25 protein-coding genes are annotated in these 25572 nt (G+C 73.7%); 15 read left to right on the plus strand and 10 right to left on the minus strand.

What is annotated here, in order from left to right; translation table 11 throughout:
• Positions 1 to 2 precede the first annotated feature (2 nt).
• On the minus strand, positions 3 to 1652 hold the full coding sequence (locus ACQPY4_RS15020; protein WP_433336645.1) for a penicillin-binding transpeptidase domain-containing protein: 1650 nt from the start codon (positions 1650 to 1652) through the stop codon (positions 3 to 5).
• A gap of 88 nt (positions 1653 to 1740) precedes the next feature.
• On the opposite strand from ACQPY4_RS15020, the gene ACQPY4_RS15025 reads away from it, so the two are divergent.
• Both ACQPY4_RS15025 and ACQPY4_RS15030 read left to right on the plus strand, forming a co-directional pair.
• On the plus strand, positions 1741 to 2700 hold the full coding sequence (locus tag ACQPY4_RS15025; RefSeq protein WP_433336647.1) for a LysR family transcriptional regulator: 960 nt from the start codon (positions 1741 to 1743) through the stop codon (positions 2698 to 2700).
• The gene (locus ACQPY4_RS15030; RefSeq protein WP_433336649.1) at positions 2697 to 3590 is read left to right on the plus strand and encodes a serine hydrolase; all 894 of its coding nucleotides are present in this window, start codon (positions 2697 to 2699) and stop codon (positions 3588 to 3590) included. Before ACQPY4_RS15025 ends, ACQPY4_RS15030 begins: the two co-directional genes overlap by 4 nt.
• Positions 3591 to 3594: 4 nt before the next feature.
• Here ACQPY4_RS15030 and ACQPY4_RS15035 read toward each other — a convergent pair whose 3' ends face one another.
• The gene (locus tag ACQPY4_RS15035; protein WP_433336651.1) at positions 3595 to 4221 is read right to left on the minus strand and encodes a LysE family translocator; all 627 of its coding nucleotides are present in this window, start codon (positions 4219 to 4221) and stop codon (positions 3595 to 3597) included.
• A gap of 86 nt (positions 4222 to 4307) precedes the next feature.
• Here ACQPY4_RS15035 and ACQPY4_RS15040 point away from each other — a divergent pair, with 86 nt between their 5' ends.
• From ACQPY4_RS15040 to ACQPY4_RS15050, 3 genes are all read left to right on the plus strand, one after another.
• Positions 4308 to 4730, plus strand: a complete 423-nt coding sequence (locus tag ACQPY4_RS15040) for a nuclear transport factor 2 family protein (RefSeq protein ID WP_433336653.1) — start codon at positions 4308 to 4310, stop codon at positions 4728 to 4730.
• Positions 4731 to 4831: 101 nt separating this feature from the next.
• Entirely contained in the window at positions 4832 to 5347 is a 516-nt protein-coding gene (locus tag ACQPY4_RS15045) for a MarR family winged helix-turn-helix transcriptional regulator (RefSeq protein WP_433336655.1), read from the plus strand.
• A 26-nt stretch (positions 5348 to 5373) separates the two neighbouring features.
• Positions 5374 to 6546, plus strand: coding sequence for a PP2C family protein-serine/threonine phosphatase (locus ACQPY4_RS15050; RefSeq protein WP_433336657.1), 1173 nt, complete (start codon positions 5374 to 5376; stop codon positions 6544 to 6546).
• On the opposite strand, the gene ACQPY4_RS15055 is transcribed toward ACQPY4_RS15050, so the two are convergent.
• Positions 6479 to 6886, minus strand: a complete 408-nt coding sequence (locus ACQPY4_RS15055) for an STAS domain-containing protein (RefSeq protein WP_433336659.1) — start codon at positions 6884 to 6886, stop codon at positions 6479 to 6481. The two genes, ACQPY4_RS15050 and ACQPY4_RS15055, sit on opposite strands and share 68 nt — an antisense overlap.
• A gap of 135 nt (positions 6887 to 7021) precedes the next feature.
• Between ACQPY4_RS15055 and ACQPY4_RS15060 the strand changes: the two genes are divergently transcribed.
• The 3 genes from ACQPY4_RS15060 to ACQPY4_RS15070 all read left to right on the plus strand — a co-directional run bounded on the left by ACQPY4_RS15060 (position 7022) and on the right by ACQPY4_RS15070 (position 8178).
• On the plus strand, positions 7022 to 7153 hold the full coding sequence (locus tag ACQPY4_RS15060) for a hypothetical protein (protein WP_433336661.1): 132 nt from the start codon (positions 7022 to 7024) through the stop codon (positions 7151 to 7153).
• Between the two features lie 153 nt (positions 7154 to 7306).
• Complete coding sequence (locus tag ACQPY4_RS15065) at positions 7307 to 7594, plus strand: hypothetical protein (protein WP_433336663.1); 288 nt, start codon at positions 7307 to 7309, stop codon at positions 7592 to 7594.
• Positions 7595 to 7854: 260 nt separating this feature from the next.
• Positions 7855 to 8178, plus strand: coding sequence for a histone-like nucleoid-structuring protein Lsr2 (locus tag ACQPY4_RS15070; RefSeq protein ID WP_433336665.1), 324 nt, complete (start codon positions 7855 to 7857; stop codon positions 8176 to 8178).
• Positions 8179 to 8270: 92 nt separating this feature from the next.
• Here the strand turns inward: ACQPY4_RS15070 and ACQPY4_RS15075 are convergent, their stop codons facing one another.
• The 3 genes from ACQPY4_RS15075 to ACQPY4_RS15085 are packed head-to-tail and all read right to left on the minus strand — an operon-like array spanning position 8271 to position 11829.
• Positions 8271 to 10340, minus strand: a complete 2070-nt coding sequence (locus tag ACQPY4_RS15075) for a xanthine dehydrogenase family protein molybdopterin-binding subunit (protein WP_433336667.1) — start codon at positions 10338 to 10340, stop codon at positions 8271 to 8273.
• Positions 10337 to 11332 (minus strand): FAD binding domain-containing protein, encoded by a 996-nt coding sequence (locus ACQPY4_RS15080; RefSeq protein WP_433336669.1) that lies wholly within the window; start codon positions 11330 to 11332, stop codon positions 10337 to 10339. The genes ACQPY4_RS15075 and ACQPY4_RS15080 overlap by 4 nt, the downstream gene beginning before the upstream one ends.
• The gene (locus ACQPY4_RS15085; protein WP_433336671.1) at positions 11329 to 11829 is read right to left on the minus strand and encodes a (2Fe-2S)-binding protein; all 501 of its coding nucleotides are present in this window, start codon (positions 11827 to 11829) and stop codon (positions 11329 to 11331) included. Before ACQPY4_RS15085 ends, ACQPY4_RS15080 begins: the two co-directional genes overlap by 4 nt.
• A gap of 170 nt (positions 11830 to 11999) precedes the next feature.
• On the opposite strand from ACQPY4_RS15085, the gene ACQPY4_RS15090 reads away from it, so the two are divergent.
• Complete coding sequence (locus ACQPY4_RS15090) at positions 12000 to 15314, plus strand: protein kinase domain-containing protein (RefSeq protein WP_433336673.1); 3315 nt, start codon at positions 12000 to 12002, stop codon at positions 15312 to 15314.
• Between the two features lie 28 nt (positions 15315 to 15342).
• Positions 15343 to 16740, plus strand: a complete 1398-nt coding sequence (locus tag ACQPY4_RS15095) for a hypothetical protein (protein ID WP_433336675.1) — start codon at positions 15343 to 15345, stop codon at positions 16738 to 16740.
• A 2-nt stretch (positions 16741 to 16742) separates the two neighbouring features.
• On the opposite strand, the gene ACQPY4_RS15100 is transcribed toward ACQPY4_RS15095, so the two are convergent.
• From ACQPY4_RS15100 to ACQPY4_RS15115, 4 genes are all read right to left on the minus strand, one after another.
• Positions 16743 to 17297, minus strand: a complete 555-nt coding sequence (locus ACQPY4_RS15100) for a dihydrofolate reductase family protein (protein WP_433336677.1) — start codon at positions 17295 to 17297, stop codon at positions 16743 to 16745.
• Between the two features lie 73 nt (positions 17298 to 17370).
• Complete coding sequence (locus ACQPY4_RS15105) at positions 17371 to 17730, minus strand: 5-carboxymethyl-2-hydroxymuconate Delta-isomerase (RefSeq protein ID WP_433336679.1); 360 nt, start codon at positions 17728 to 17730, stop codon at positions 17371 to 17373.
• A gap of 74 nt (positions 17731 to 17804) precedes the next feature.
• Complete coding sequence (locus ACQPY4_RS15110) at positions 17805 to 17933, minus strand: hypothetical protein (protein ID WP_433336681.1); 129 nt, start codon at positions 17931 to 17933, stop codon at positions 17805 to 17807.
• A gap of 75 nt (positions 17934 to 18008) precedes the next feature.
• Positions 18009 to 18698, minus strand: coding sequence for a sulfotransferase family protein (locus ACQPY4_RS15115; protein ID WP_433336683.1), 690 nt, complete (start codon positions 18696 to 18698; stop codon positions 18009 to 18011).
• Positions 18699 to 18793: 95 nt separating this feature from the next.
• On the opposite strand from ACQPY4_RS15115, the gene ACQPY4_RS15120 reads away from it, so the two are divergent.
• Genes ACQPY4_RS15120 through ACQPY4_RS15140 form a run of 5 tightly spaced genes read left to right on the plus strand, consistent with a single transcriptional unit; the run spans position 18794 to position 25547 of the window.
• On the plus strand, positions 18794 to 20260 hold the full coding sequence (locus ACQPY4_RS15120; protein ID WP_433336685.1) for a class I adenylate-forming enzyme family protein: 1467 nt from the start codon (positions 18794 to 18796) through the stop codon (positions 20258 to 20260).
• Positions 20261 to 20299: 39 nt separating this feature from the next.
• Positions 20300 to 21865 (plus strand): NAD(P)-binding domain-containing protein, encoded by a 1566-nt coding sequence (locus tag ACQPY4_RS15125; protein ID WP_433336687.1) that lies wholly within the window; start codon positions 20300 to 20302, stop codon positions 21863 to 21865.
• A complete protein-coding gene (locus tag ACQPY4_RS15130; RefSeq protein ID WP_433336689.1) occupies positions 21849 to 22889 on the plus strand; it encodes an alpha-hydroxy acid oxidase in 1041 nt (346 codons plus the stop codon). The genes ACQPY4_RS15125 and ACQPY4_RS15130 overlap by 17 nt, the downstream gene beginning before the upstream one ends.
• A complete protein-coding gene (locus tag ACQPY4_RS15135; RefSeq protein ID WP_433336691.1) occupies positions 22883 to 24259 on the plus strand; it encodes a cytochrome P450 in 1377 nt (458 codons plus the stop codon). Before ACQPY4_RS15130 ends, ACQPY4_RS15135 begins: the two co-directional genes overlap by 7 nt.
• Entirely contained in the window at positions 24228 to 25547 is a 1320-nt protein-coding gene (locus ACQPY4_RS15140) for a cation:proton antiporter (RefSeq protein ID WP_433336693.1), read from the plus strand. The genes ACQPY4_RS15135 and ACQPY4_RS15140 overlap by 32 nt, the downstream gene beginning before the upstream one ends.
• Positions 25548 to 25572: the final 25 nt, after the last annotated feature.

A 25572-nucleotide genomic window follows, 5' to 3' on the forward strand; every position in this document is an offset into this window, starting at 1 on the left:
CGTCACAGGGCCTTGAGGAAGGCGGCCGCTAGAGGGGCGGCGGCTTCGGCGCCGGTGCCGCCGCCTTCGACGATGACGGCGAAGGCGATGTCCTCGCGGTAGCCGATGAACCAGGCGTGGGTGGGAGGTTCGTCGCCCGAGCCGTACTCGGCGGTGCCGGTCTTGCCCGCGGTGCCGGGCGGGAAGGTGACGTTGGACGCGGTGCCCTCGCTCACCACGGCGGGCATGAGGGTGTGGAGCGCGTTCTTGACGGCCGGTTCGAGCCGGTGGGGCGGCTCGGGGCGGCGGCCTCGGGTGTCGAGGGCCTGGGCGGCGGTGGCCGGGTCGACCAGGCGGGGGGAGTGCCAGGTGCCGCTCGCGGCCGCGGCGGCGACGCCCGCCATGTTGAGGGGGCTGGTCAGGACCTCGCCCTGGCCGAAGGACGCGGACGCGAACGCGGTGGCGTCCTTGACGGCGGGGAACCCGGCGCGGACGGCGGGCAGGCCCGCGACGACCGGCGCGTTGAAGCCGAACTGGGCCGCGACCTCGGTGAGGCGCTTCACGCCCAGCCGGTCGACCGCCAGGCGGGCGAAGGTGGTGTTGCACGAGTGCGCGAACGCCTCCCGGAACGGGATCGTGCCGAAGTCCTCGCGCTTGTAGTTCTTGAACTCGCGGCCGCCGACGTTGGTGGTGGCGGGGCAGGGAACCCGGCTGGACGCGTCCAGCCCGCCCGCCACCAGCGCGGCGGCGGTCACGACCTTGAACGTCGAGCCCGGCGGGTAGCGGCCCATGAGGGCCCGGTTGTAGCCGCCCGGCTTGTTGGCCACGGCCAGCACCTCGCCGGTGGACGCGCGCAGCGCGACGAGGGAGGCGGGCTTGTCCGCCGCGGTGAGCGCGCGGCCCGCCGCCCTCTGGACGGACGGGTCGATCGTGGTGCGCAGGGGACTGCCCTCCTTGCCGCCGAAGCGGCTCAGGGTCTTGGCGGCTTGGCCGTCCGCGCCGACGATCTGGACGGCCATCGCCGGTGTGCCCGCCAGCCGCCTCTCGTATTGGCGCTGGAGGCCGTCCTGCCCGGCGGGGTCGCCCGCGCGGTAGGGGGCGCCGAGCTTCCCGGCGGCCTCGGCCGACGCGGGGCCCACGGGGCCGACCAGCTGCTGGACCGAGCCCGACGGCGACGAGCCGATGTCGGTGCCCTTCGCGTCCTGGACGGCGGCACGGGACGGCCAGGCGCGGGACGCCCTGAGCCGCTGTCCTTCCTGGAGCGACGGGTGCAGCAGCTGGGGCGACCACACCACGCGCCACTCGCCGTCCTTCCTGGTGAACGGCATGACGCCGTCGTAGGTCCAGGCGTGGTCGCCCGCGAGCGTGAGCCGGGCGGTATAGGCGCCGCCCGCCTCGTCGCCCTCGGGCTTCCCGGACGAGGTCAGCTCGTATCGCTGGGCGCTCACACCGAGGTCGGCCCGCATCCGGGTGACACGGGTCTCGAAGTCGGCGGGCGGCGCGTCGGTCAGGGCGCGCATGGCGGCGGCGTCGCCGCGCGTCCAGGCGGCGGTGAACAGGCGGCCGGTCTCGCGCGGCCCCTCGTCGCCGCGCAGGGCCCAGACCGCTCCGGCCGCGACGAGCGCGGCGGCGGCGACGGCGGCCACCAGGATGATCACGCGGGTTCGGCTCATGGTCAGACAGGACACCATCCCGGCAGGCCGGAAGTCCAAGATTGATATCGGTTTTACAGTGATATGAAGATTGCTATCATTCCTGCTCGTGAACCTTGTGGGCCACCTGAGCTGCTTCGTGGTCGTGGCCGAGGAGTTGCACTTCGGCCGCGCGGCGGAGCGGCTCGGCATGGCCCAGCCGCCGCTCAGCCAGCGGATCCAGCGGCTGGAGAAGGAGCTCGGAGTGCGGCTGTTCGACCGGTCGAGCCGCCGGGTGGAGCTGACCGCACCCGGGCGGATGCTTCTGGACGAGGCCCGTGACATCCTCGCGCGGGTGGATCGCGTCTACTCGATCGCCGACCGCTCCCGGCTCGGCGAGCTCGGCACGCTGCGCGCGGGCCTGCCCGCCGGCCTCGGCGGCTCCGTGGTCGCGGCGCTCATCGCGGCCTTCCGCGAGCGCCGTCCCGACCTGCGGCTCGACCTGCGCGAGACCGGCACGGCCGAGCAGGTCAGGGCGCTGGCCGACGGCGCGCTCGACGTCGGCGTCGTCCGCCACCCGTGCGACGCCCGCGACCTGGAGCTCGGCCCGCTGCTGGGACAGCCGGTCGGCGTGCTGCTCCCCGCGTACGCGCCGCTGGCGGCGTCCCCCGAGGTGCACCTGGCCGACCTCGCGGGCCACGACCTGGTGGCGTTCCCCCGCGAGGAGGCACCCGGCATGTACGACGAGCTGCTGGCCGTCTGCCGCCGTCACGGCTACGACCCGCCGGGCGTCCACGAAGCCAGGAACCCGCAGTTCGCGCTCGGGCTGGTGCTCGCCGGATCGGCCGTCGCGCTGGCGCCGCGCGCCGAGGACGGCGCCGTGGCCTGGCGCCCGCTGCTCGGTGAGCCGCTGACCTGGCGCACCTCCACCGCGTGGCGGCGCGGCGGCGAGCCCGCCCGCGAGCGCGCCGTCGCCGACTTCACCGCCGTGGCCACCGCCGTGCTGCGCGACGAGGCGGGCATGACCGCCGTCGCCGAGAGCCGCGCCCGCCGCGTCCTGCCCCGCCCCGCGTCCGGATTCCTGGCATGACCCCCCGCGACGTGCTGGAGGCGCGGTTGCGGGCCGCGTTTCGTGATGCCGGGGTCACCGGGCATCTGCACGCCGCCGACATCGACACCGGACGCGAGGTCGGGCTCGGCGCCGACGAGCCCGTGGTGCTCGCGTCGGTCTACAAGGTGCCGCTGCTGGTGGCGTTCCACCGGCAGGCCGCGGCCGGGCACCTCGACCCGACCGAACAGGTCACGCTTCCGGCGGGCGACCGCAGCGCGGGCCCGACCGGGGTGTCGGCGCTGCTGGACGAGGTCCGGATGTCGCTGCGCGACCTGGCCTTCATGATGATCACGGTCAGCGACAACAGCTCGGCCGACCATCTGCTCGACCGGGTGGGCCTCGACGAGGTCAACCGCACCGCCGCCGAGTTCGGGCTCAAGCACACCCATGTCGACAGCAACGGCCGCGACCTGCACGCGTCCCTGCTGGCCGACGGCGGCGCCGAGACGATGGGCGAGCTGTGGTCGCGGCTGCACGAGCCCGGGGTGCTGGGCCGCCTGCGCGCCCTCGACCCCGCCCGCACCAGCCGCAGCACGCCGCGCGAGATGACCCGGCTGCTCGGCCTGATCTGGCGGGACGAGGCCGCGCCCCCGGACGGCTGCGCCGCGATGCGGCGGCTGTTCGGGCACCAGGTGTGGCCGCACCGGCTCTCGTCCGGGTTCCCCTTCGACGACGTGCTGGTCAGCGGGAAGACCGGGACGCTGCCCACGATCCGCAACGAGGTCGGCGTGGTCGAGTACCCCGACGGCGGCCGCTACGCCGTGGCGGTGTTCACCCGCTCGTCGCTGCCGATCGCCTCGCTCCCGCGCGCCGACGCCGTGATCGGCACGGCCGCCCGGACGGCCGTGGAGGCGCTGCGCGCGCGGTGACCGGTCAGCGCTCGGCGGCCAGCCGGACGCCCAGCCCGACGAAGATCCCGCCGGTGGCGACGTCGATGCGGCGCCTGACGTCGCGCCGCCGCCGCAGCCAGCCGCCGATGCGCCCGGCCATCACGCCGATGGTGCCGTCCACCAGGAACTCCAGCACGACCAGGATGGCGCCGAGGATCGCGAACTGGAGCCACACGTGCCCGAGCGAGGGATTCACGAACTGGGGGAGGAAGGCGATGGTGAACGTCACCATCTTGGGGTTGAGCAGGTTGGTCACCAGCCCGTTGAGGTAGGCGCGGCGGTCGCTCATCCCGCCGGTCGTGTCCTCGTCCTGGACCTCGTGGCGCTTGCGGATCATCTGCACGCCCAGGTAGATCAGGTAGGCGGCGCCCACGACGCGCACGACGGTGAAGGCGGTCGGCACCGCCGCGAACAGGGCGGCGAGCCCGGCGGCGGCGACCGCGATGTGGACGGCCACGCTGGTCGCGACCCCGGCCGTGGCCAGCAGCCCGGCGCGCGGGCCGCCGCGCATCCCGCACCCGAGGACGAACAGCATGTCGGGACCGGGAGTGATCATCGCGACCATCGAGGTGAGGACGAACGCGATGAGAAGCTGCTGGTCGATCGGCATGCGATGATCGTTTCACGCGGCGGCGCGTCCGGTAACCCCCTCTCGTCGTCTTCGGCGGCCCGGACGCCTGCGAGAATCGGAGCGCCATGAATCCACACGAGATCGCCGAGCGCTACCTGGCCGCGCTGGAGACCGCCGACCTTCCGGCCGTCCTCGCGCTCTGCACCCCGGACGCCGTCGTCCACTCGCCCCTGTACGGCCCGCAGCCCGCCGCCGAGTTCTACCCCGCCCTGTTCGCCGACACCGGGCGCGCCCGGCTGGAGCTGCGCGGCGTGACCTCGGGCGACACGGTCGAGGGCAGGCCGATGGTCACCATCTGGTTCACCTTCGAGTGGACGCTGCCCTCGGGCGCCCCCGCCGACTTCGAGTGCGTGGACGTCCTGGAGCTGGCCGCCGACGGCCGCGTCGCCGCGCTGCGCATCATCTACGACACCGTCAACGTACGCCCCGCCTTCGAGGCCGAGAAGGGCGAGGGCGCCTCGTGGCGTCCCACGATGCCGCGACGCTGACGGTTCTCCTTCCCCGGCCCCTGCCATGTCCGTTCGCGCTCGCCTGATCGGCGGTGACCTGGTAGACCTGGCTTGGAAGGAGCACCCGTTGGAGGGCGCGTGTGACGCACCGAGACAGGCCGCCCGGCGAGAGGGCCGGCGGCGCCGCGGAGGTCCCCGGCCATGTCGCCGAGGCCGCCGAGCGCGCGCTGGGCGCCGCGGTGTCGCTCTGGAACCGGGCGGGGCAGCAGCTGCCGGCCTCGCTCTCGCCGATCCAGCTCCAGACCATCGAGATCATCGCGCGCAACGACGGCATCAACCTGGGCGGCCTGGCCGCCGAGCTGGACGCCATCCCGTCCTCGGCCAGCCGGTTGTGCGACCGGATGGAGGCCGCCGGGCTGATCGTCCGCGAGAGCGCCCCGGCGGACCGCCGCGAGGTCGTGCTGCGCCTCAGCGACGAGGGCCTGCGGCTGTTCACCGAGCTGTCCCGGCGCCGCCAGGAGGCGGTGGCGCGGGTCCTGGCCGAGATGACACCGGGCTCGCGCCGCCGCCTGATCGACGCCCTGGCGGAGTTCGGGCGCCTCTGCGAGGAGCCGGACGTCCCCGGCTCCCGCTCCCTCGACAGCCGCTCCGCCTGAGCGCGGCCCTACGGAGGTGAGGCGGGATGACGCAGCGAGCGGTGCCCGCCGAGATCGAGCGCGTCCTGCGCGCCACGCCCGCGCACACCCTGCCCGAGGCGCTGGAGGAGGAGATCAGGGCCCGGCTCCCCGAGGTGACCGGGGTGCGGCTGCTGCTGGCCGACTACAACCTCAAGACCCTGGTCTCGCCCGGTGAGGGCGAGGGCGACGAGCCGATCCGGGTGCGGGGCACCCATGCCGGACGGGCGTTCGCCTCGCGCCGTCCGGTCTCCCGGCGCGTCGTCGTCGACGCGGACGGGCCCGCCTCGGAGATCTTCGTCCCGGTCACGGCGCGCGGCGAGCGCCTCGGCGTGCTCCAGGCGGTCACCACCGCGCGCGAACCGGAGCGGCTCGAGGGCGTCCTGGCCGAGATCGCCGAGGTCACCGGCTACGCGCTGAAGGTCGCCTGGAACCACACCGACCGCTACGAGCGGGCCCGGCGCGGGCGCAGGCTCACCCTGGCCGCCGAGCTGCAATGGCAGCTTCTCCCCGGGCAGGGCTGCGCGGGGGAGGAGTTCAGCCTGGCCGGGCATCTGGAGCCCGCCTACTCCGTCGGGGGCGACAACTTCGACTGGTCCACCGAGCGCGACCACGTCGTCCTGTCGGTGACCAACGGGTCGGGCACCGGAATCCAGGCGGCGCTGCTCACCGCCCTGACCGTGAGCGCGCTGCGCAACGCCCGCCGCACCGGGGCCGACCTGAGCGAGCAGGCCGCGCTGGCCGGTGACATGGTGCACGCCCGGTACGGCGGCGAGCAGTTCACCGAGACCCTGGTGATGCGGATCGACCGGGCCGGCGGGCTGGTCACGGCGGTCGACGCCGGGTCGCCCCGCATCCTGCGGATGCGCGGGGCCAAGGTCACGCCGATCGAGCTCGATCACCAGCTGCCGCTGGGGATGTTCGCCGACGCCTCCTACGAGGTCCAGGAGTTCCGCGTCGAGCCCGGCGACCGTCTCGTCATCGTCAGCGACGGCGTCTACTCCGCGGCCGACCCGTCGGGCGGCGACTTCGGCGGGTTGCTGCTGGAGCAGGCGGTCCGCAGGACGCGCATGCAGGACGCCGCCGAGGTCCCGCTGTCGATCATCGACGCGCTCATGGACTTTCACCAGGCCCGGGATCTGGCCGACGACGCGGTCGTGCTGTGCCTGGACTGGCTCTGAGCGCCTCGTCGAGCGTGGAGTAGATCTGCGGGTGCTCGTCCAGGCTGGCGACGTCCAGCAACCGGCCCATCGAGGTCGCCCCGATCACGGCGAACGACCGGCCGCGCTCGCGGGCGCCGCGCTGGGCGGCGAGCATCAGCCGCAGCCCGGCCGAGTCCATGAAGCCCACGTCGGTGAGGTCGAGCAGGACGTCGCCCTCGGCGCCGTCCACGGCCGCCGCGAGCTCCGCGGCGGTCCCGTCGACCGTCCCCACGCGCAGCTCGCCGGCGAGGGTGACGACGGTGGCGGAGCCGGCCGTCCGGACGGTCAGGCTCAGCGCGTTCCCGGGGTCTTCGCTCACGTCGATCTCCAGGCGGGGAAGGGGCCGGCGCAGTAGTTGCCGGATGGCAATTAAATGCTCGGTCGGACCCTACACCGGCCGGGGGCTCCTGTCGCGCGGACGCCGCGCCCGGCCACCGTTCGTGGGCTGACGTTCATGATCTACGCGGACGTCCCGTTCACCGGCGCGGTCCGCCGCACCGTCGAGGAGCACTGGAAGGCCCATGCGCGGCCCGGCCCCCGCCCGGTGCGGGCGTTCGCCGAGCACGGGCTTTTTCGGGGCCGATGAGAGCGGCTCCCAGCCCGCCGGGCTCGACGACGCGGCCCTCGGCCGGTGGCCGGCGGAGTTCCACCGCGCCAATTCCCGGCGGCACCCGCTGCACGGCGACTTCTACGCGGGCAACACGCTCGCCGAGGGCGGCGTGCTGACCGCCGTGCCGGATTGGACGAGTCGTTCGCGGGCGCCCCGGAACTGGAACTCGCCGGCGCCGCGATCGAATGGGGAGACGACGAGCCGCGGCGCGCCCGGCAGTTCGCCGGCGCCTATCTCGGCGCGGGCGGCGCCTCGGGTGATCTGGGCGAGGAGGCGCTCGCCCAGTTGATCCGGCACAAGTCGCGGCGCGAGGCCGCCTATTTCGCGCTGCCGGCCGCCCGTGGCGTGGAGCATGACGCCGGTGACATCGAATACCACCGGCGCCGGGTGGCGCTCTTCCATCGCCTCAAGCCCTGACGCCTCCCTAAAGGCGGGAGGGGACGTCCGCACGATCGCCACAGCTCGACGGCCCCTTTTCGGGTGTTCAGGGACAAACGCTCCCGGGATTCCGTGGCCGTGTCATGGTCGACGTTTCTCGAAGATCGGCCCCCGGTCAAAACCGGCGGTACCAGAACGTTCACGCCGCTCGCCTCCGAAGAAGTTCCCGAGGTAACTCGACCGCGCGCGATCGCCTACTATTATCAAAAGCAGAAAGCGAACGAGAGGGGTGGCAGCTCATGGCTCAGAAGGTCGAAGTCCTGCTGGTCGATGATCTGGACGGTGGCACGGCGGAGGAGACCGTGTCGTTCTCGCTTGACGGGCGGGCGTACGAGATCGATTTGAGCGGCAAGAACGCCGCCAAGCTGCGCGAGGCCGTCGCGCCGTACCTGGCCAGCGCCCGCCGGGCACGCGGAGCGGGGCGCAAGCCCGCCGCCCGCGCGGCCGGCAACCGCGAGCGCAGCGCCGAAATCCGCGCCTGGGCCAAGCAGGCGGGCATCCAGGTCAACGAGCGCGGGCGCATCCCCGCGAACGTGATCCAGAAGTACGAGGCGGCGCACTAGGCGCGCCCGGCGGCCGCTTGCGACGAACGCCACTTATGAAAGATCTCCTGGCAATGGCAAGCGGTGAAAACACGTGAAAACCCGCTCGCGCTTCAGCGCAGGAGTTTGTCGGGCGTGAGCGGGAGATCGCGGATACGCAGCCCCGTCGCGTGATAGACGGCGTTGACCACGGCCGCGGCCGCGCCGACGATGCCGATCTCGCCGATACCGCGCGCCCCCATCGGATTCGCATGGGGGTCGTGCTCGTCCAGCCAGACGGCCTCGATCTCACCGGCATCGGCATTCGCGGCGATGTGGTAGGCGGCGAGGTCGTGGTTCACCACATGGCCGAAGCGCGGGTCGGGCACCGACTCCTCGTGCAGCGCCATCGAAAGGCCCATCGTCATCCCGCCGATGAACTGCGAGCGCGCGGTGCGCGGATTGATGATCCGGCCGGCCGAGAACACGCCGAGCATCCGCGGCACCCGGATCTCGCCGGTGTTCTCCTCCACCAGGACTCCGGCGAATTGGGCACCGAAAGAGTGCAGCGCGAACCCGTCCGCACCGGGGTTTTCCGGAACGGTCCCGGTGAACTCCTCGCCCGCCCGGGGATCGGTCCCGTATCGGTCGCGAAAGCCCCGCGCGGCCCCGACGACCGCCGATCCCCACGAGCTCAGCCCGGACGATCCGCCCGCGACGGTCGCGACGGGCAGATCGGTGTCGCCGATGCGCAGGCGGACGTCGCCCACCGGCACGTCGAGCGCGTCGGCGGCGATCTGGGTCAGGGCGGTCCAGGTCCCGGTGCCGAGATCGGCGGCGCCGATGTCCACCTCGTAACGGCCGTCCGGGCCGAAGCGGACCGTCGCGTGGTTGCCCGGGTTGGAGAGCCGGGGGTAGGTGGCGGCGGCCACCCCCATACCGACGAGCCAGTCGCCGCGGCGGCGCGCCCGGGGCTCGGGGTCGCGTTCCGCCCAGCCGAAGCGGCGGGCGCCCTCGCGCAGGCACTCCAGCACCTTGCGCCCGCCCCACGGCTTGCCCGAGTCCGGGTCGCGCTCGGGTTCGTTGCGGGCGCGCAGCTCGATCGGGTCGAGCCCGCACGCGACGGCCAGCTCGTCCATCGCGACCTCGGCGGCGTACATGCCGGGGGCCTCGCCGGGGGCGCGCATCCAGTACGGCGGCGGGACGTCCAGGGCCGCCAGCCGGTGCCCGGTGCGGCGGTTCGGCGCGGCGTACATCATGCGCGAGGCCGTCGCGGTCTGCTCGGCGAACTCCGCCAGCCTGGAGGTCTGCTCGACGACCTCGTGCGCGATCGCGGTCAGCCGCCCGTCCCGGCCCGCGCCGAGCCGGACGCGCTGGACGGTCGGCGTCCGGTAGCCGACGACCGCGAACATCTCCCGCCGCGTCAGCGCCAGCTTGACCGTGCGTCCCCGCGCGGCCATCGCCGCGAGCCCGGCCAGCACGTTGTGCGCGTGCGGGGTGCCCTTGCTGCCGAACCCGCCGCCGACATGGTGCGAGACGACCCTGATCCGCCCGGGGTCCAGACCGAACACCGGCGCCAGCTTCGACCGGACGGTGTGCACGCCCTGTGTCGAGTCGAACAGGGTCAGGACGCCGTCCCAGCGGGCCGCGCAGGCGTGCGGCTCCATCGGGTTGTTGTGCTCCATCGGCGTGGAGTAGATCTGGTCGACCACCACGTCCGCGTCCGCCAGCGCCCGGTCGACGTCGCCCTCGTCGCTGGTGGCGGGCGCGCCGCCGTTGACCTTCTCGGGCGTGTAGAGGTCGTCGCGGCCGGTGCTCAGCGCGCAGTCGTGCGGCCAGGTCTCGTAGGCCACCTCCACCAGGTCCGCGGCGTGCGCGGCGACCTCGGGCGTCTCGGCCAGGACGGCCGCGACGAACTGGCCCCGGAACCGCACCTGGTCCGACTGGAGCACCCACAGCTCGGCGTCGTCGTCGGAGTCGAGCCGGGGCGCGTTGGCGTGGGTGAGCACGGCGGCGACCCCGTCCAGCGCCTCGGCGCGCGCGGCGTCCACGGACGTGACGCGCCCCCGGGCGACGGTGGCCGAGATCGGGTGGACGTAGAGCGGGTTCTCGATCTCCTGCTCACCGGCGTAGCGGGCCCGGCCGGTCACCTTGGCCTCGCCGTCCAGGCGCTCCATCGGGACGCCCGTCGCCTGCGGCCTCATCGCGTCTCCTCCCGGGTCAGGCCGCGCAGCACGCTCACGAGGACGTTGCGCGCCATCGGCACCTTGTAGGCGTTGTGGGCCAGCGGCCTGGCGGCCGCGAGCTCGGCGTCGGCCGCCGCCCGGAACGCCGCCTCGTCGGCGGCGGACGCGCCCCGCAGCGCCTCCTCCGTCCGGTGGGCCCGCCAGGGCCGGTGGGCGACACCGCCGAACACCACGCGTGACGCGGTGATCACCCCGTCCCGCACCTCGACCGCCGCCGCCACCGAGACCAGGGCGAACGCGAACGAGGCGCGGTCGCGGACCTTGCGGTAGGCCGACCGCGCGGCCATCGGCAGATCGGGCAGGTCGACGGCCGTGATGAGCTCGCCATGGGCCAGCACGGTGTCGCGGTCGGGCGCGTCGCCGGGCGCCCGGTACAGATCGGCGACCGGCAGCGCGCGCTCGCCCGCGGGCCCGAGGATCCGGACCTCGGCGTCCACGGCGGTCAGCGCGACCGCCATGTCGGAGGGGTGCACGGCCACACAGTGCTCGGACGCGCCCAGGATCGCGTGGTCGCGGTTGTGCCCCTCCAGGGCCGAGCAGCCCGCGCCGGGCGTGCGCTTGTTGCACGGCGTGGTGACGTCCCGGAAATAGGGGCAGCGCGTCCGCTGGAGCAGGTTGCCGCCGGTCGTGGCGACGTTGCGCAGCTGTCCCGAGGCGCCCGCCAGCAGCGCCGAGGCCAGGACGGGATAGCGCTCCCTGATCAGCGGATGCGCCGCGACGTCGCTGTTGCGCGCCGTGGCGCCGACGCGGACGCCGCCGCCGGGCCGCGGCTCGATCCGGTCCAGGGCCAGCCGCGTGACGTCCACCAGCAGGTCGGGACGCTCGACGCCGAGCTTGAGATGGTCGACCAGGTTGGTGCCCGCGCCCAGGAACATCGCGCCGGGCCGTGCGGCGACCGTCGCGACCGCCCGCCCGGGATCGTCGGCGCGCTCGTACTCGAACGGGTTCACCGGCCCGCCTCCCTGACGGCGGCCACGATGTTCGGGTAGGCGCCGCAGCGGCACAGGTTGCCGCTCATCCGCTCGCGGATCTCGGCGTCGTCCAGCTCGGGCGGGGTGCCGGGCTCGGTCACCGCGCTGGGCCACCCGGCCTTGAGCTCCTCCAGCGTCCCGGCCGCCGAGCAGATCTGGCCCGGCGTGCAGTAGCCGCACTGGAGGGCGTCCCGGTCGAGGAAGGCGCGCTGGACGGGATGCAGCCCGCCCGGCGGCGCGAGCCCGGCGGCGGTGGTGACCTCCGAGCCGTCGCAGGCCACCGCCAGCGCGAGGCAGGACAGGGCCCGGCGCCCGTCCAGCAGCACCGTGCACGTGCCGCACTGGCCGTGGTCGCAGCCCTTCTTGGGCGCGGTCACCCCGAGCCTCTCGCGCAGGGCGTCCAGCAGCGTCGTCCGGGTGTCGACGGTCGGCGAGCGCCGCTCGCCGTCCACCCGCAGTTCGATTCGGGCGTCCATCTCCGGGACCTCTCGTGCCGGCGGCGATTCGGACGAGAGGCGGCCTACCCGCCGCGAGGGCGGGCATCCGGAACCTTCCCAATCCTTGACCCGGCCCCGATCCCTCGAAGTCGGAGAAAGGTCACGGGGCTGGCAAACACAGGCGTTTGTTTGGTGGCTAGGGTTGTCGCGTGAACCCTCCGTGGCGGGTCGGCGACGTGGTCGCCGGCCAGTATGAGGTGACCCGCGTGCACGAGCACGGCGGGATGGGCCTGGTCTACCGGGTCCGCCACCTGGCCTGGGAGACCGACCTCGCGCTGAAGCGGCCGCGCCCCGAGATGTTCGCGAGCCCGGCCGACCGGGACCGGTTCGCCGCCGAGGCCGAGACGTGGGTGTCGCTGGGGCTCCATCCCCACCTGTGCAGCTGCCACTACGTGCGCTTGCTCGACGGCGTCCCGTGCGTCTTCGCCGAGTACGTACCCGGGGGCAGCCTGGCCGAGTGGATCGACGACGGCCGGCTGTACGAGGGAGGGCCGGACGAGGCGGCCCGGCGCGTCCTCGACCTGGCGCTCCAGATCGCCTGGGGGCTGCGGCACGCGCACGACCGGGGCATCGTCCATCAGGACGTCAAGCCCGCCAACGTCCTGCTCGACCACGACGGCACGGCCAAGGTGACCGACTTCGGGCTGGCCCGGGCGCGGGCCGTGGCCGCCGTCCCGCCCGTCGTGGGCGACGGGACCGTCAGCCTCCGGGTGTCCAACGGCGGGCTCACCCCGGCGTACGCCTCGCCCGAGCAGGCCGGGGGCGGCGCGCTGGGACGCCGCACCGACGTCTACAGCTTCGCGGTGTCGGTCCTGGAGATGTTCACCGGCGGCAGGATGTGGCTGGTCGGCCCCGCCGCCGGGGAGGCGCTGGCCGCCTACCGCGCGGAGGGCCCCGTCCGGACGGGGCCGCCCCCGATGCCGGACGGCCTGGCCGCCCTGCTGGAGCGCTGCCTGCGCGACGACCCCGCCCGCAGGCCCGAGTCGATGGCCGAGGTCATCGCCGCGCTGACCGCCGTCTACGGCGCGACGGCGGGCGGCGACCCGCGTCCCGAACCGGTGGCGGCCGAGCTGCGCGCCGACGAGCTCAACAACCGCGCGCTGTCGCTGCTCGACCTCGGCCGTCCCGGCGAGGCCGAGCGGGCCTTCGCCCAGGCGCTGGCCGCCGATCCCCGGCATCTGGAGGCGACCTACAACACCGGGCTCCGGCGCTGGCGGCAGGGCGCGATCTCCGACGAGGACCTGGTCGCCGAGCTGGAGACCGTCCGCGCCGACACCGGCGACCGCTGGCAGGCCCGGCACCTGCTCGCCCAGATCCACCTCGAACGCGGCGACGACGGCTCGGCCGCCGCCCTGCTCGACGGCATCGAGAGCGAGCGGCCCGGCGAGCCGGAGATCCGGGAGACGCTCCGGGCCGTCCGTCCGGGCCGGACCGCCGCGGCTCCCGCCTACTCCGGCGACCGGCCCCTGTCGCCGCTGCCCGTCCGGCTCGCCGCCGACGCGCGGGTCGCGGTCACCGGGGAGTACCGGGGCGCGGTCCGGGTGTGGGACCTGCGCGACGGGCGGTGCCGGCTGGCGCTCGACGGGCACGAGGGCGCGGTGCACGCCGTGGACGTCACCCCCGACGGGCGTTTCGCAGCCTCGGCCGGGGCCGACGGCACCATCGCGTTCTGGGACCTGACCGAGGGACGCCGGGTGGGCTCGGCCCCGGCGAAGGCGGGCACCGTGCGGCTGACCCCCGACGGACGCCGCGCGCTGTGGGCGCTGCCGGACGGCGGGATCCAGCTGTGGGACATCGGGGCGGGACGGGCCGCCGCCGCGCTCGGCGGCCACAGCGCGGGAGCCGAGCGGATCGAGGTCGGCCCCGGCGGCCACCGCGCCCTGTCCAGCGGCTGGGACCGGGAGGGCGCGACCGTCCGGCTCTGGAACCTGGAGGACGGGACCTGCCTGCGGGTCCTGACCGGGCACGGGCCGTCGGTGACGGCCATGTGCTTCGCCCGCGACGGCGCGACCGCCGTCATCGCGGGCCGCAAGCGGGCGCCCGTGCTGTGGGACCTCGGCAGCGGCCGGCGGATCCGCTCGCTGACCGGCGGGGGAGCGGACTACCTCTCGCTCAGCGCCGACGCGCGGTTCCTGCTCGCGGGCGACGACTTCGCCGGCACGGTGCGGCTCTGGGACCTGGACACCGGATGCTGCCTGCGCACCCACCGGGGCGAGCGGGGACGCGTGAACGCGGTCCTGCTGGCCGCCGACGGCCGGTCCGGGCTCGCGGTCAGCGCCGACGAGGACGCCCTCGTCCGGACCTGGGAGCTCGCACCGCCCGGTGACCACCCCGCCGCCCCGCGCCTGGCGCGCCCGCGCCCGCACACCGAGCTGACCCGGCTCGGGCGGCGGGTCGCCGCGATGGTCGCCGAGGCCGAACGGGAGCTGGCCGCCGGGCGCTTGGCGGCGGCGCTCGGCCTGCTCGAACGGGCCCGGACCACCCCGGGGCACGAGCGGGCGCCGCGTGTCCTGGCGGCCTGGCGGGAGCTGGGCCGCCGCGCGACCCGGACCGGGCTGCGGGCGGCGTGGTCGCCGGGAACCCTGGCCGGGCACGCCGATCAGACGAGGGCGGTCGACGTGTCCGGCGACGGACGGGTCGCGGTCTCGGCCGGGGACCGCGCCGCGATCGCGGTGTGGGACGTCGAGTCGGGCACCCGCACCGCCGAGCTGCGGGGGCACCGGAGCGAGGTGCGGTCGGTGTGCCTGAGCCCCGACGGGACGCGGGTGCTGTCGGCGGGCCGGGACGGCGTCGTCCGGCACTGGCGGGCCGACACCGGCGCGTGCCTGCGCGTCCTGCCGGTGAACCACCGTCCCTCGCTGCCGGCACCGGTCAGGTTCACCGCCGACGGGCGGACGGCCGTGGTCGGCGGGGGCGACGGCACCGTCCGGCTCTGGGACCTGGACACCGGCGGGGAAGCGCGCGTGCTGACCGGCCACGACGGCGCGGTGAACGCGTTGTGGGTCGAGGGCGGGCTCCTCGCGTCCGGCGGGGCCGACGGGACCGTGCGCCTCTGGGACCTGGCGACCGGCCGCGGCGGGCACGTCTTCGAAGGCCATACCGGCGGCGTCCAGTCGGTCTGCGTCAGCGCCGGAGGCGCGCGCGTCGTGTCGAGCGGCGGGGACTACGACTGGAGCATCCGCGTCTGGGACGCGACCACGGGCGAGCAGGTGCGGGAGGTGATCGCCCGTCCGGGCTCGCACACGGTCCGCATGACCGGCGACGGCCGCTTCGTGGTGTCGGCCGGGCACCACGCCTTCGCGCGCGTCTGGGACGCCGCGACCGGCGAGTGCGTCCGCACGCTCGGCGGCCATGAGAAGGGCACCTCGTGCCTGGCGCTGACGCCCGACGGGCGGCGGGCGCTGACCGGCGAGCCCGGCGGGACGCTGCGGACCTGGGAGCTCGACTGGGAGCTGTCGGAGTGATCGATCCGTTGACGAGCAGGGAGCGTGCATGACGACCGACACCGAGCGGGCCGGGACGACCGGGACCGAGGAGCTGGCGCTGGACATCGCCCGCGACCTGGTCATCGCCGGGCCGCCCTGCTGGCAGCGGATGGAGGCGGCGTTCGCCCTGACCGCCACCGCCGAGTCCGCCCGGGTCGTCTTCACCGACCGCGGCCGGGAGGTGCGGACCGTGCCGTCCCGGAGCGTGCTGGCCGCCGTCCGCGAGCACCGCGCGCTCTCGGCCGGCGAACCCTGGTGGCGGCTGACCTTCGACCTGAAGAACACCGGCGAGCTGGAGGTCGTCGCCGACCACGGCGAGGAGCGGTTCCCCGACGACCAGCTGTTCCCTCCCGAGATCTACCTGACCGACCTGGAGGCGCACCCGCGCGGGCGGCTGCCGGTGTGGCTGGCCGCCCATGTCCACCACCGCGACCGGCAGGTCCGCACGCCGCAGCGGGCCGCCGCCGCCGCGCGCGAGGACCGTGCGAACGGGGTGCTGCCGGTGCTCAGCCAGCGCGACTTCCCCGACTTCCCGCACATGTGGGCGCGCTGGGCGACGATCTCGGCCGCCTTCGTGGCCTGCGGGTCGACCTGGGGCCCGAGGGTCGGCCCGGCCTTCGGCTGGTTCGAGGGCGCGGCCCGCAGCGGTTCCACGCTGTACACGCTGCCCGGCGGCCGCGCGGTGCTGTCGGGCGGCGAGTGGGACGCCCCCGCCCTCGACGCCGCCTACAACGGGGGCGCCGAGCTGCCCGCCCTCTACGCCGGAGCGCCCGACTGGGTGACCGACCAGGTGCTCAACCCCCGCGCCGCCCGGGGGATGCTCTCGTTCTGTTACTGGTGGGAGGGCGGCCGCTGGTATCGGGGCGAGTCGCCCACCTCCGACAAGTGCGAGCGCTCGGTGCCCGGCGTCTGGACGGCCGGCACCGTGACCGACATGGTCGCCGGGCTGATCGCCGAGCATCCGGCCGACGAGCACCGTTCGGCGGCCACGGCGCTGCTCGCGGCCGCCGAGGCGGGCACCGTCACCGGCGACGTCCTGGCCCATGCCTTCGGCGACGACGGCCGCTACGACATCGACGGCGCGCTCCACCAGTTCTCGCTGGCCGGGCTGACGGCGGCGGTGCCCGAGCAGATGCCCGAGGAGGACGCGATCGCCCGCGTCCGGCAGTACATCCTCGGCCGCGGCCTGGACACCACCGGCTACCCGCTGTCGGAGCTCACGGCCGACCGGTTCAGCGTCGGCTGGATGGTCTTCGTCCCGGTCCGGCCCGGCGAGATCGCGATCGGCCGCGCGCTGTTCTACATCGCCGACGACGGGGTGCTGGAGCAGTCGTCGTCCTCGGTGGCGCCCTCGCGGTTCATCGCCGAGTTCGAGCGCCGCTACCACGAGCGCCAGGGGGCGTAGGGCTACTCCTCCCCGGCGGGACGGTAGTCGAGCACGACCGCGCCGGAGTTGAAGGCCGTCGTGGTCGCCAGCGTCCACGAGGCCGCCGGGCCGCCCTCGCGGAACAGGCGCTTGCCCGCGCCGACGCTCACCGGGTACACCCACAGCTTGAGCTCGTCGACCAGCCCGAGCTCGATCAGCGAGGTGACCAGCTCGCCGCTGCCGTAGATCAGGATGTTCTGCTCGTGCGACTGCTTGATCTTCGCGACGGCCTCCGCGAGGTCGCCCTCCACCACGGTGGAGTTGTTCCACTCGGCCTTGTCCAGCGACCGGGACACCACGTACTTGGGCAGCGTGTTCATCCGCAGCGCGAACTCGCCCTCGGCCTTCTCCATGTGCGGCCAGCTCGCCGCGAAGGTCTCGTAGGTCGCCCGGCCCAGCAGCAGCGCCCCGCTGGTGTAGAGCAGACCGTCGGCGTACTCGGAATGCTGCTCGTTCCAGAACTTCAGCGACCACTTCTCCGGCGCCTCCATGACGCCGTCCATCGACACGTACACGAGAGCAACGACCTTGCCCATGACGGACTCCTTCGGTTAACGAGACGGTTCCGTCTCGATGCCCTCACTGTGCCCCGGACCGCTTACGGGATCTTTACGGCGACAGGACGCGCTTGTGGTAGCTCGCGATGTCGCGCACCTCCACCGTGACCTGCGTGTTCAGCGCGGACCCGGGCTTGAGGTGCTCGCACAGCGTCGCCAGCGCCAGCTCGCCGAGCCGGGCCTTGGTCTCGGCGTCCCGTCCCGGCAGGACCGCCAGGTCGACGTGCACCATCGCCTCACCGGCGCCCCCGTCCCCGATCACCGCCTCCCCGATGGGATGGAAACGCGTCTTGTAATCCCCCAAGGCACTCCCGATCAGCGCGACGGCAGCGGGATGCAGCGCCAACGCGAACCCCCTGCGATCGAAGGTGTCGCCCAGAGCGACGGAATACTCAACAGTGATCTGCGGCATCCCACCATTATCCAGATCGCCAGGCCCCGCCATCCCTCCCGAGCGCCCCCAACCGGGTGCGGGGGCGGGGCGGGTCAGAAGCGGAACAGTGAGCGGGTGAGTTTGCCCTTCTCGGCGCGGAAGGCGCAGGCGATCCGCCGGTTGCCGGTCTCCCAGCCGTGCTCGCTGGCGACCGAGTACTCCAGGACGACGTCGGAGCGCACCTGGTCGCGGTACTTCTCCGCGGCGCGCGGTTCTTTCCGGCGTCGAAGCAGAGGCCGTCGAGGGGCGTACGCCGGTCAGCGGCCGCGGATGAGGAGGCGGAGGAGGATGCGGGGGCGCTTGCGGTGGAAGGCGGCGCGGTCGTTGGTCTGGGGGAAGGGCTCGTCCGGGACGGGGACGCCGAGGAAGGCGCAGAGGGGGCCCCAGCCCTCGGCCGTGTCGAAGACCAGGAGGCGGTCGGGCGGGATGGTGGCCTTGACCTCGGTGATGTGGCGTTCGAAGACCGTGATGACGTGGTCGCGGTCATCGATGCGGCCGTCGAAGATCCGGTTCATGACGGTCGCGCGGGACATCCGGGGGTAGAGGGCGAAGTCGGGGGAGCGGCGCTTGACCAACTGGCGGATCACGCGGCGGTGGAGCGGGAGGCGGCGGCGTTCGGCGAGGGCGCGGGCGAAGATGGTCGTGGTGGCGCTGTCGTACCACTTCGCGGGGTCGCGGACGGTGAGGATCACCTTGGCCTCGGGGTAGTGGTCGGCCAGTTCGCGCCAGTAGGACGCGGCGGGCCAGTCGGTGGTCGAGTGGTATCCGGCGAAGACCTCGTCCCAGTCGGGGGCGCCGCCCTCGCCGATCTCCAGCCACCGGCGGACCCGGGAGGGGTCCGCTATGACCTCGGACATGTGGTAGCAGGGGCCGAGTCCCAGCGTTTCCAGCGCCGCTTTCAGCGATGCCGTTCCGGTCCGGCCGAAGCCCGCGCCGATCACCTTCACGTCTGATCCGTTTCTGATCCGCGCCGTCTAGGTTGTGGGGCGACAAGCCGGTTGTACGCCGGTATGCCCCGCCCTGGCAATCGTTGAGGTGCGACATGAGCGATCTCGCTTTCCCCGAATCGGTGCTCGACGCGCTGAGCCGCGAGCCCGGCCGGGTGGTGTTCGAGCAGGGCGGACGGAGCGTCACGCGGGACGAGCTGCTGGCGATGATCTGGCGCTGGGCGGGCGGGTTGCGGGAGGCCGGTCTGGGGCCGGGACGGGGGCTGGCCATCCGCGCCGGGGTCTCGCCGGAGGCGTTCGCCGTGCAGATCGCCGCGCATGTGGTGGGGTGCCGGGTGGTCGGGATCCGGCCGGGTTATTCGGAGGGGCAGCTGGCCCATGTGCTCGGGATGGGCGTGGACGCCCTGGTCGTGGATCGTGCCGGTGAGGGGTTCGGGAGGGTGCCCGTCCTGTCGCTGGACGCTCCTCCTGGCGCGCGTTCGGCGCGGGAGGTGACGGCCCGTCCCGAGGACGTCGCGGCGCTGAACTTCACCAGCGGCAGCACGGGGAACCCGAAGGGGTGCGCGATCACCTACCGCGCGCTGGGCGAGCACTGGTCGTGGCAGCCGCGTGTGTGGTCGCCGGTCGCGCGGGAGCTCGCCGGGGCGTTCGAGCGCTACCTGGTGTTCGGGACGCTGGCCAGCATGGTCGTCATGGAATTCCTGGCGCTGTGCGTGCTGGGGGAGGGGACGGCGGTGATCCCCGAAGACGACGGGCGCCCGCTGTTCCCGTATGCGGTCGAGCGCTACGGGATCACCGGTTCCATCATCACCGTGCCCCGGCTGTGCCTGATGCTCGACCTGCTGCGGGACGAATCCGCCGATGTGAGCAGCCTGCGCGGGCTGATGGTCTCCGGCTCGCCGCTCAGCCCGGACCGGCTGGCGCAGGCGCTGGAGCGGCTCGGCCCGGTGGTCTACCAGGGCTACGGCCAGACCGAGGCGGGCAGCGTCTCGATGCTCACGCCCGCCGACCTCCAGGGCGGCCCCGCGCGCCTGCTCGGCTCGGTCGGGCGGCCGCATCCGGACGTGGAGATCAGCGTCCGGGACGGGGAGATCTACCTGCGCAGCCCGTACCTGATGGCGGGTTACTGGGGGGACGAGGCGGAGACCGGGGAGGTCCTGCGGGACGGCTGGCTGCGCACGCGCGACCTGGGCCACGTGGACGAGGACGGCTTCCTCTACCTCACCGGCCGCGCCCGCGACGTGGTCATGGTGAACGCGATGGTGGTCTACGCGGGCCCGATCGAGCGCGTCCTGGCCGATCACCCCGACGTCATGGAGGCGTACGTCGTGGGCGCGCCGGACGAGCGGACGGGCGAGGCCGTGCACGCGTTCGTCGTCCCGGCCCGCGGGCGGGAACCGGACCGCGCGGCGCTGCGCGCGCTGGTCCGGACGGAGCTCGGCGCCGACAGCGTGCCGAGCACGATCACCGCCGTCTCCGGGGTGCCGGTCGCGGCCGGCGGCAAGCCGGACAAGGCCGCGCTGCTTTCTGATCGTTCTCTGAGGATCGCCCGCCAGCATTGAGGTTGTCGGTTCAACCACATCGCTGCCACGGAGGCGACCGTGCCGCACAAGACCCTGGACTACCTGGTGATCGGTGCCGGTCCGGCCGGGCTTCAACTGGGGTACTTCCTCAGCCGGGCGGGGCGCAGCCATCTGATCCTCGAGGCGGGCCCCACACCGGGGACGTTCTTCCGGACCTTCCCGCGCCACCGCACGCTGATCTCGATCAACAAGAGGCACACCGGCTGGGACGATCCCGAGCTCAACCTGCGGATGGACTGGAACTCGCTGCTCAGCGACGACCCCGGCCTGCTGTTCACGCGCTACAGCGACCGGTACTTCCCGGCCGCCGACGACATGGTCCGCTATCTCGCCGACTTCGCCCGCGCCTGCGAGCTGCCGGTCGTCTGCGACGCGCGGGCCGTCCAGGTGACCCGGGACGAGGCGGACGGCCCGTTCCGGGTGACCGACCAGCACGGGCGCGAGTACGAGGCCCGCCGGGTGGTCGTGGCGACCGGGCCGTCCCGCCCGAACACGCCCCCGATCGCGGGCATCGAGACGGCCGAGGACTACGGCACCGCGTCCACCGATCCGGCCGACTACACCGGCCTCAGGGTGCTCATCATCGGCAAGGGCAACTCGGCCTTCGAGACGGCCGACAACCTGGTCGAGACCGCCGCGGTCATCCATGTCGCCGGGCCGAACTCGATCCGGATGGCCTGGCGCACCCACTTCGTCGGGCATCTGCGCGCCGTCAACAACAACTTCCTGGACACCTACCAGCTCAAGTCGCAGAACGCGATCCTGGACGGCGACGTCCGGCGCGTCGACCGCCAGGCGGACGGCTCGTACCTGGTGACGGTCGCCTTCGCCCGCGCCGACGAGGTCACCAAGGACATCCCCTACGACCGGGTGATCGTGTGCACCGGCTTCCGGTTCGACGACTCGATCTTCGCGCCCGGCTGCCGCCCGGGGCTGACGATCTCGGACCGGTTCCCCGCGCTGACGCCCGCGTACGAGTCGGTGGACGTCCCCGACCTGTACTTCGCCGGGACGATCACCCAGTCCCGCGACTTCAAGCGCGGCACCAGCGGGTTCATCCACGGCTTCCGCTACGGCGTCCGGGCGCTGCACCGCATCGTCGAGAACCGGTACCACGGCGCCGAGTGGCCGTCCCGCGAGCTGGCGGCGACCCCGGAGGCGCTCGCGGCGGCGGTGATCGAGCGGGTCAACCGCACCTCCGCGCTGTGGCAGCAGTTCGGGCTGCTGGGCGACGTCGTCGTCCCGGACGGGCGGGGCGCGGCGCGCTACCTGGAGGAGCTGCCCGTCGACCTCGACCCGCCGCTCCCGCACGAGGCCGGGAGCTTCGCGGTCACGCTGGAGTACGGGCCGGAGCACGACCAGGTCGATCCGTTCGACATCGGGGTCGGCCGGATCCGGCAGAGCGACGCCGCGCGGGCCGCCGAGGGCCACTATCTGCACCCGGTGGTCCGGTACCGCCCGCCGGGGGGCGGGCCACCCGTCGTCCACCACGTCACCGAGAACCTCGAGAACGAGTGGACCTCGCGGGAGGTTCACCTCGAACCGCTGCGCGCCTTCTTCGCCCGCCATGTTCAGCCTGCGTGAGGCCGAGGCGCTGGCCCGCGAGCGGCTCGACCCGGCGCACTACGACTACTTCGCCGGGGGCGCCGGCGACGAGGTCACGCTGCGGGCCAACGAGACCGCGTTCGGACGGCTGGCGCTGCTGCCGCGCGTGCTGCGCGGGGCCGGGCGGGCCCGGCCGGAGATCACGCTGCTGGGCGGCCGCCTGGCCCTGCCGGTGCTGGTCGCGCCGACCGCGTTCCACCGGCTGGCCGATCCCGAGGGCGAGCGCGCCACGGCGCGGGCGGCCGCCTCGGCCGGGACGATCATGATCGTGAGCATGGCGTCGACGGTCGCCGTCGAGGACGTGGCCGCCGCCGCTCCCGGCGCGGCCCTGTGGTTCCAGCTCTACCTCCAGCCCGACCTGGCGTTCACCGCGTCGATCGTGCGGCGCGCGGAGAAGTCGGGCTGCCGGGCGCTGGTCGTCACGGCCGACTCGCCCGCGCGGGGGCGGCGCGAGCGCGAGCTGCGCCACGGCTTCGACGACCTGCCGGACGGCCTGTGCTGCGAGAACCTGCGCGACGGCGACGGGAGGGTCCGGCCGATCGTCATGTCGCCCGAGCTGACCTGGGAGCATCTCGGCCTGCTCCGCGAGATGACCGCGCTGCCGATCGTCCTCAAGGGCGTCCTGCACCCGGCCGACGCGCGGACGGCGGTCGGGCACGGGGTCGCGGCGCTGATGGTCTCCAACCACGGCGGGCGGCAGCTCGACACCGTCCCGGCCGCCGTCGAGGCCCTGCCGGAGGTCGTGGCCGCCGTCGGCGGCGCCGTGCCCGTGCTGCTCGACGGGGGCGTGCGGCGCGGGACCGACGTGCTGAAGGCGCTGGCCCTGGGGGCGGACGCGGTCGCCGTCGGCCGTCCGGTGATCTGGGGGCTGGCGGCCGACGGCGAGCGCGGGGCCGCGCGCGTGCTGGAGATCCTGCGCGCCGAGGTCGAGGAGTCGCTGACGCTGTGCGGCTGCGGGTCCGTCCGCGACCTCGATCCGGGGATGGTGCGGCGATCATGCTGATCGTGGCGCTGGCGGTCGTCGCCGTCGCCGTGTCCTCGCCGTGGTGGCTGCCCGGCCGGGTCGTGGCGCTGCGGGTGCGCCTGTTCGCCCGGCTCAACGGGGACGCGGCCATTCCCGTCCCCGGCGACCTGGTCGGGGTGGAGCGGTTCAAGGAGCTCTACTCCCATCCGGCGGCCGGGGGCCGGAGCGAGGGCGCGGCGCTCTCGGACCTGTTCTGGTACTGGCTGTCGCCGGGGCCCGAAATCCATCAAGAGCACATCGAGGCGGGCGGGCGCTACGACGCCGTGGCCCGGGCCACGCGCGGCTTCCTCGCCGTCCCGCGCCGGGAGGCCGAGGAACTCGCCCGCCGCTGTGTCGCCGCCCAGGTGGGGGTGGCTGGGGGCATGCGCGCGGGCGGGGGCCTGGTGCGGTTGCGCGATCTGATGATGCCTATCTGGGCGGCGTTCTACTACGAGCTGGTGTTCGGCCGTCCCTGCCCGCCGGAGGCGCGCGAGTTGATCGTGGCCAACGCCGACGACGTCGCCTCCGCGCTCACCTGCTGCGGGCTGCGGCATCTGAAGCTGCGCCTGCGGCTGACCGCGTATCTCTCCGAGCGGCTCGGCGAGGTGCGCCGCCCCCTTCCCGAGGGCCTGTCACCCGAGGAGCAGGCGCTCTACCTCCACGGCGCGTTCTTCACCACGGCCGTCGTCCAGACCTCGGAGGCCATGGCCCACCTGCTGCTGGAGTTCGCCCGGCGCCCCGACCTCCAGGACCGGGCGCGCGCCGACGAGGACGACCGCTTCCTCGACCAGATGATGGCCGAGACGCACCGGCTCTATCCGCTGTTCGGCATCGCCCACCGCATCACCACCGCCGACATCGACCTCGGCGACGGCGTCGAGATCCCCGCGGGGTCGGTGCTGTGCTTCAACTATCCCGAGTTCCACCGCGCGGGCTTCGCCGACCCCGGCCGGTTCGATCCCGGCCGCTGGTCGGAGCGGCAGGGGAGCCGGGACGCGAACCACATCCCGTTCGGCGTCGCCGCCAACCGGCCCTGCCCGGCCATGCGGCTCGCCCCGATCGTCATGCGCGCGGCGGCCCGCGAGATCCTGCGCCGTTACGCGCTGGCCTCGTCCGCCACGCACACCCGGTCCCTGCCCAACCGGGGGCCGTGCCTGCTCATCCCACGCGACGGCCGCACGTCCGCCGCCCGGCCGATCCTGGTGTTCGTCCGGCTGCGCGACCGGTTCGAGGACGTCTGGCGCAGCCTCGTCCAGCTCGTTCTCGGGACCGCGATGGTCCTGGACTCGCGGCGGCTGCGCCTGTGCGAGCACCACTTCTCAGGAGCGGAGACCTCCGATGCCCTCACTCGCCCTGACCGCCGCGGCTGACCCCAACCTCGACCTGGTCCTGAAGGTCCTGCCCGCCCTGGTGGTCATCCTGCTGGCCGCGGGGATCTGCGGTCGCCTGGCCCTGATGGTGATGCAGCCGCGCGTCCTCGGCGAGATGGTCGCGGGCGTGCTGCTCGGCCCCACGCTGTTCGGGCAGCTGTTCCCGGAGGCGCAGAAGGCGGTCTTCCCCGCCGAGGTCAGGCCGATCCTGTACGTGCTGAGCACGATCGGGCTGACCCTCTACATGTTCCTCGTCGGCGCCGGGCTCGATCACAGCGCGCGCGTGCCGGGCGAGGAGAAGCGGGCCGGGCTGCTGGCGCTGTCGGGCATCGTCCCGTCGATGACCCTCGGCGTCGTCGCCGGGCTGCTCCTTTGGAACACGCTGTCGCGTCCCGAGGTGAGCCGCCTGGAGTTCGCCTTCTTCGTCGGGGGCGCGCTGTCGCTGACGGCCTTTCCCATGCTGGCGAGGATCCTGTACGAGCGCGGGCTGGAGAACACCGCGCTGGGACGGCTGTCGCTGATGGCCGCCGCCGTCGACGACGCGCTCGCCTGGTGCCTGCTGGCGGTGCTGTCGGCGGTGCACCTGGGCTCGGGCCTGGACGAGGCGGCGCGGACCATCGTCCTCACCGCGCTGTTCGCGGCACTGATGCTCGTCGTCGTCCGCCGGGCGCTGCGGCCGCTGGGCGCCGAGTTCGCCCGGACCCGCGAGCTGGGGCCGTCGGCGATGTACGTCGTGGTCCTGGTGGCGCTCACGGCGGGCTGGCTGACCGACTGGATCGGCGTCTACTCGGTGTTCGGCGGCTTCCTGGCCGGGCTGGCCATGCCGCGCGACCCCGCGTTCCGCGCGGCCCTGCACGGGCGGATGATGAGCGTGGTCTCGACCCTGCTGCTGCCGGTCTTCTTCACCTTCTCCGGCCTCAACACCCATCTGGACGGCATCACGGGCGGCACCATGCTGCTGGCGTTCGCCCTCATCATGCTCGCGGGCTTCAGCGGGAAGTACTTCGGCTGCGCGCTGGCGATGCGGGGGCTGCGCTTCTCCTGGCGGGAGTCGTACGCCGTGGGCGCGCTCATGAACGCGCGCGGGCTGATGATCCTCATCTTCATCAACATCGGCCTGGCCCAGGGCATGATCACGCAGGAGCTGTTCGCGATGCTGGTGCTCGTCGCCATCATCACCACGGGCGCCGCGCTGCCGCTGTACAAGCTGGCCCTGCCGGACCGCATCGAACGCGCCGAGGTGGTCGCGCCCGAACCCGACGTGTCAATCGCCGGAACGGTTCAATGACCTTCCGAACTGACCACATTTGCCC

It is taken from the genome of Spirillospora sp. CA-294931 (assembly GCF_050946795.1).
GTDB lineage: Bacteria > Actinomycetota > Actinomycetes > Streptosporangiales > Streptosporangiaceae > Spirillospora.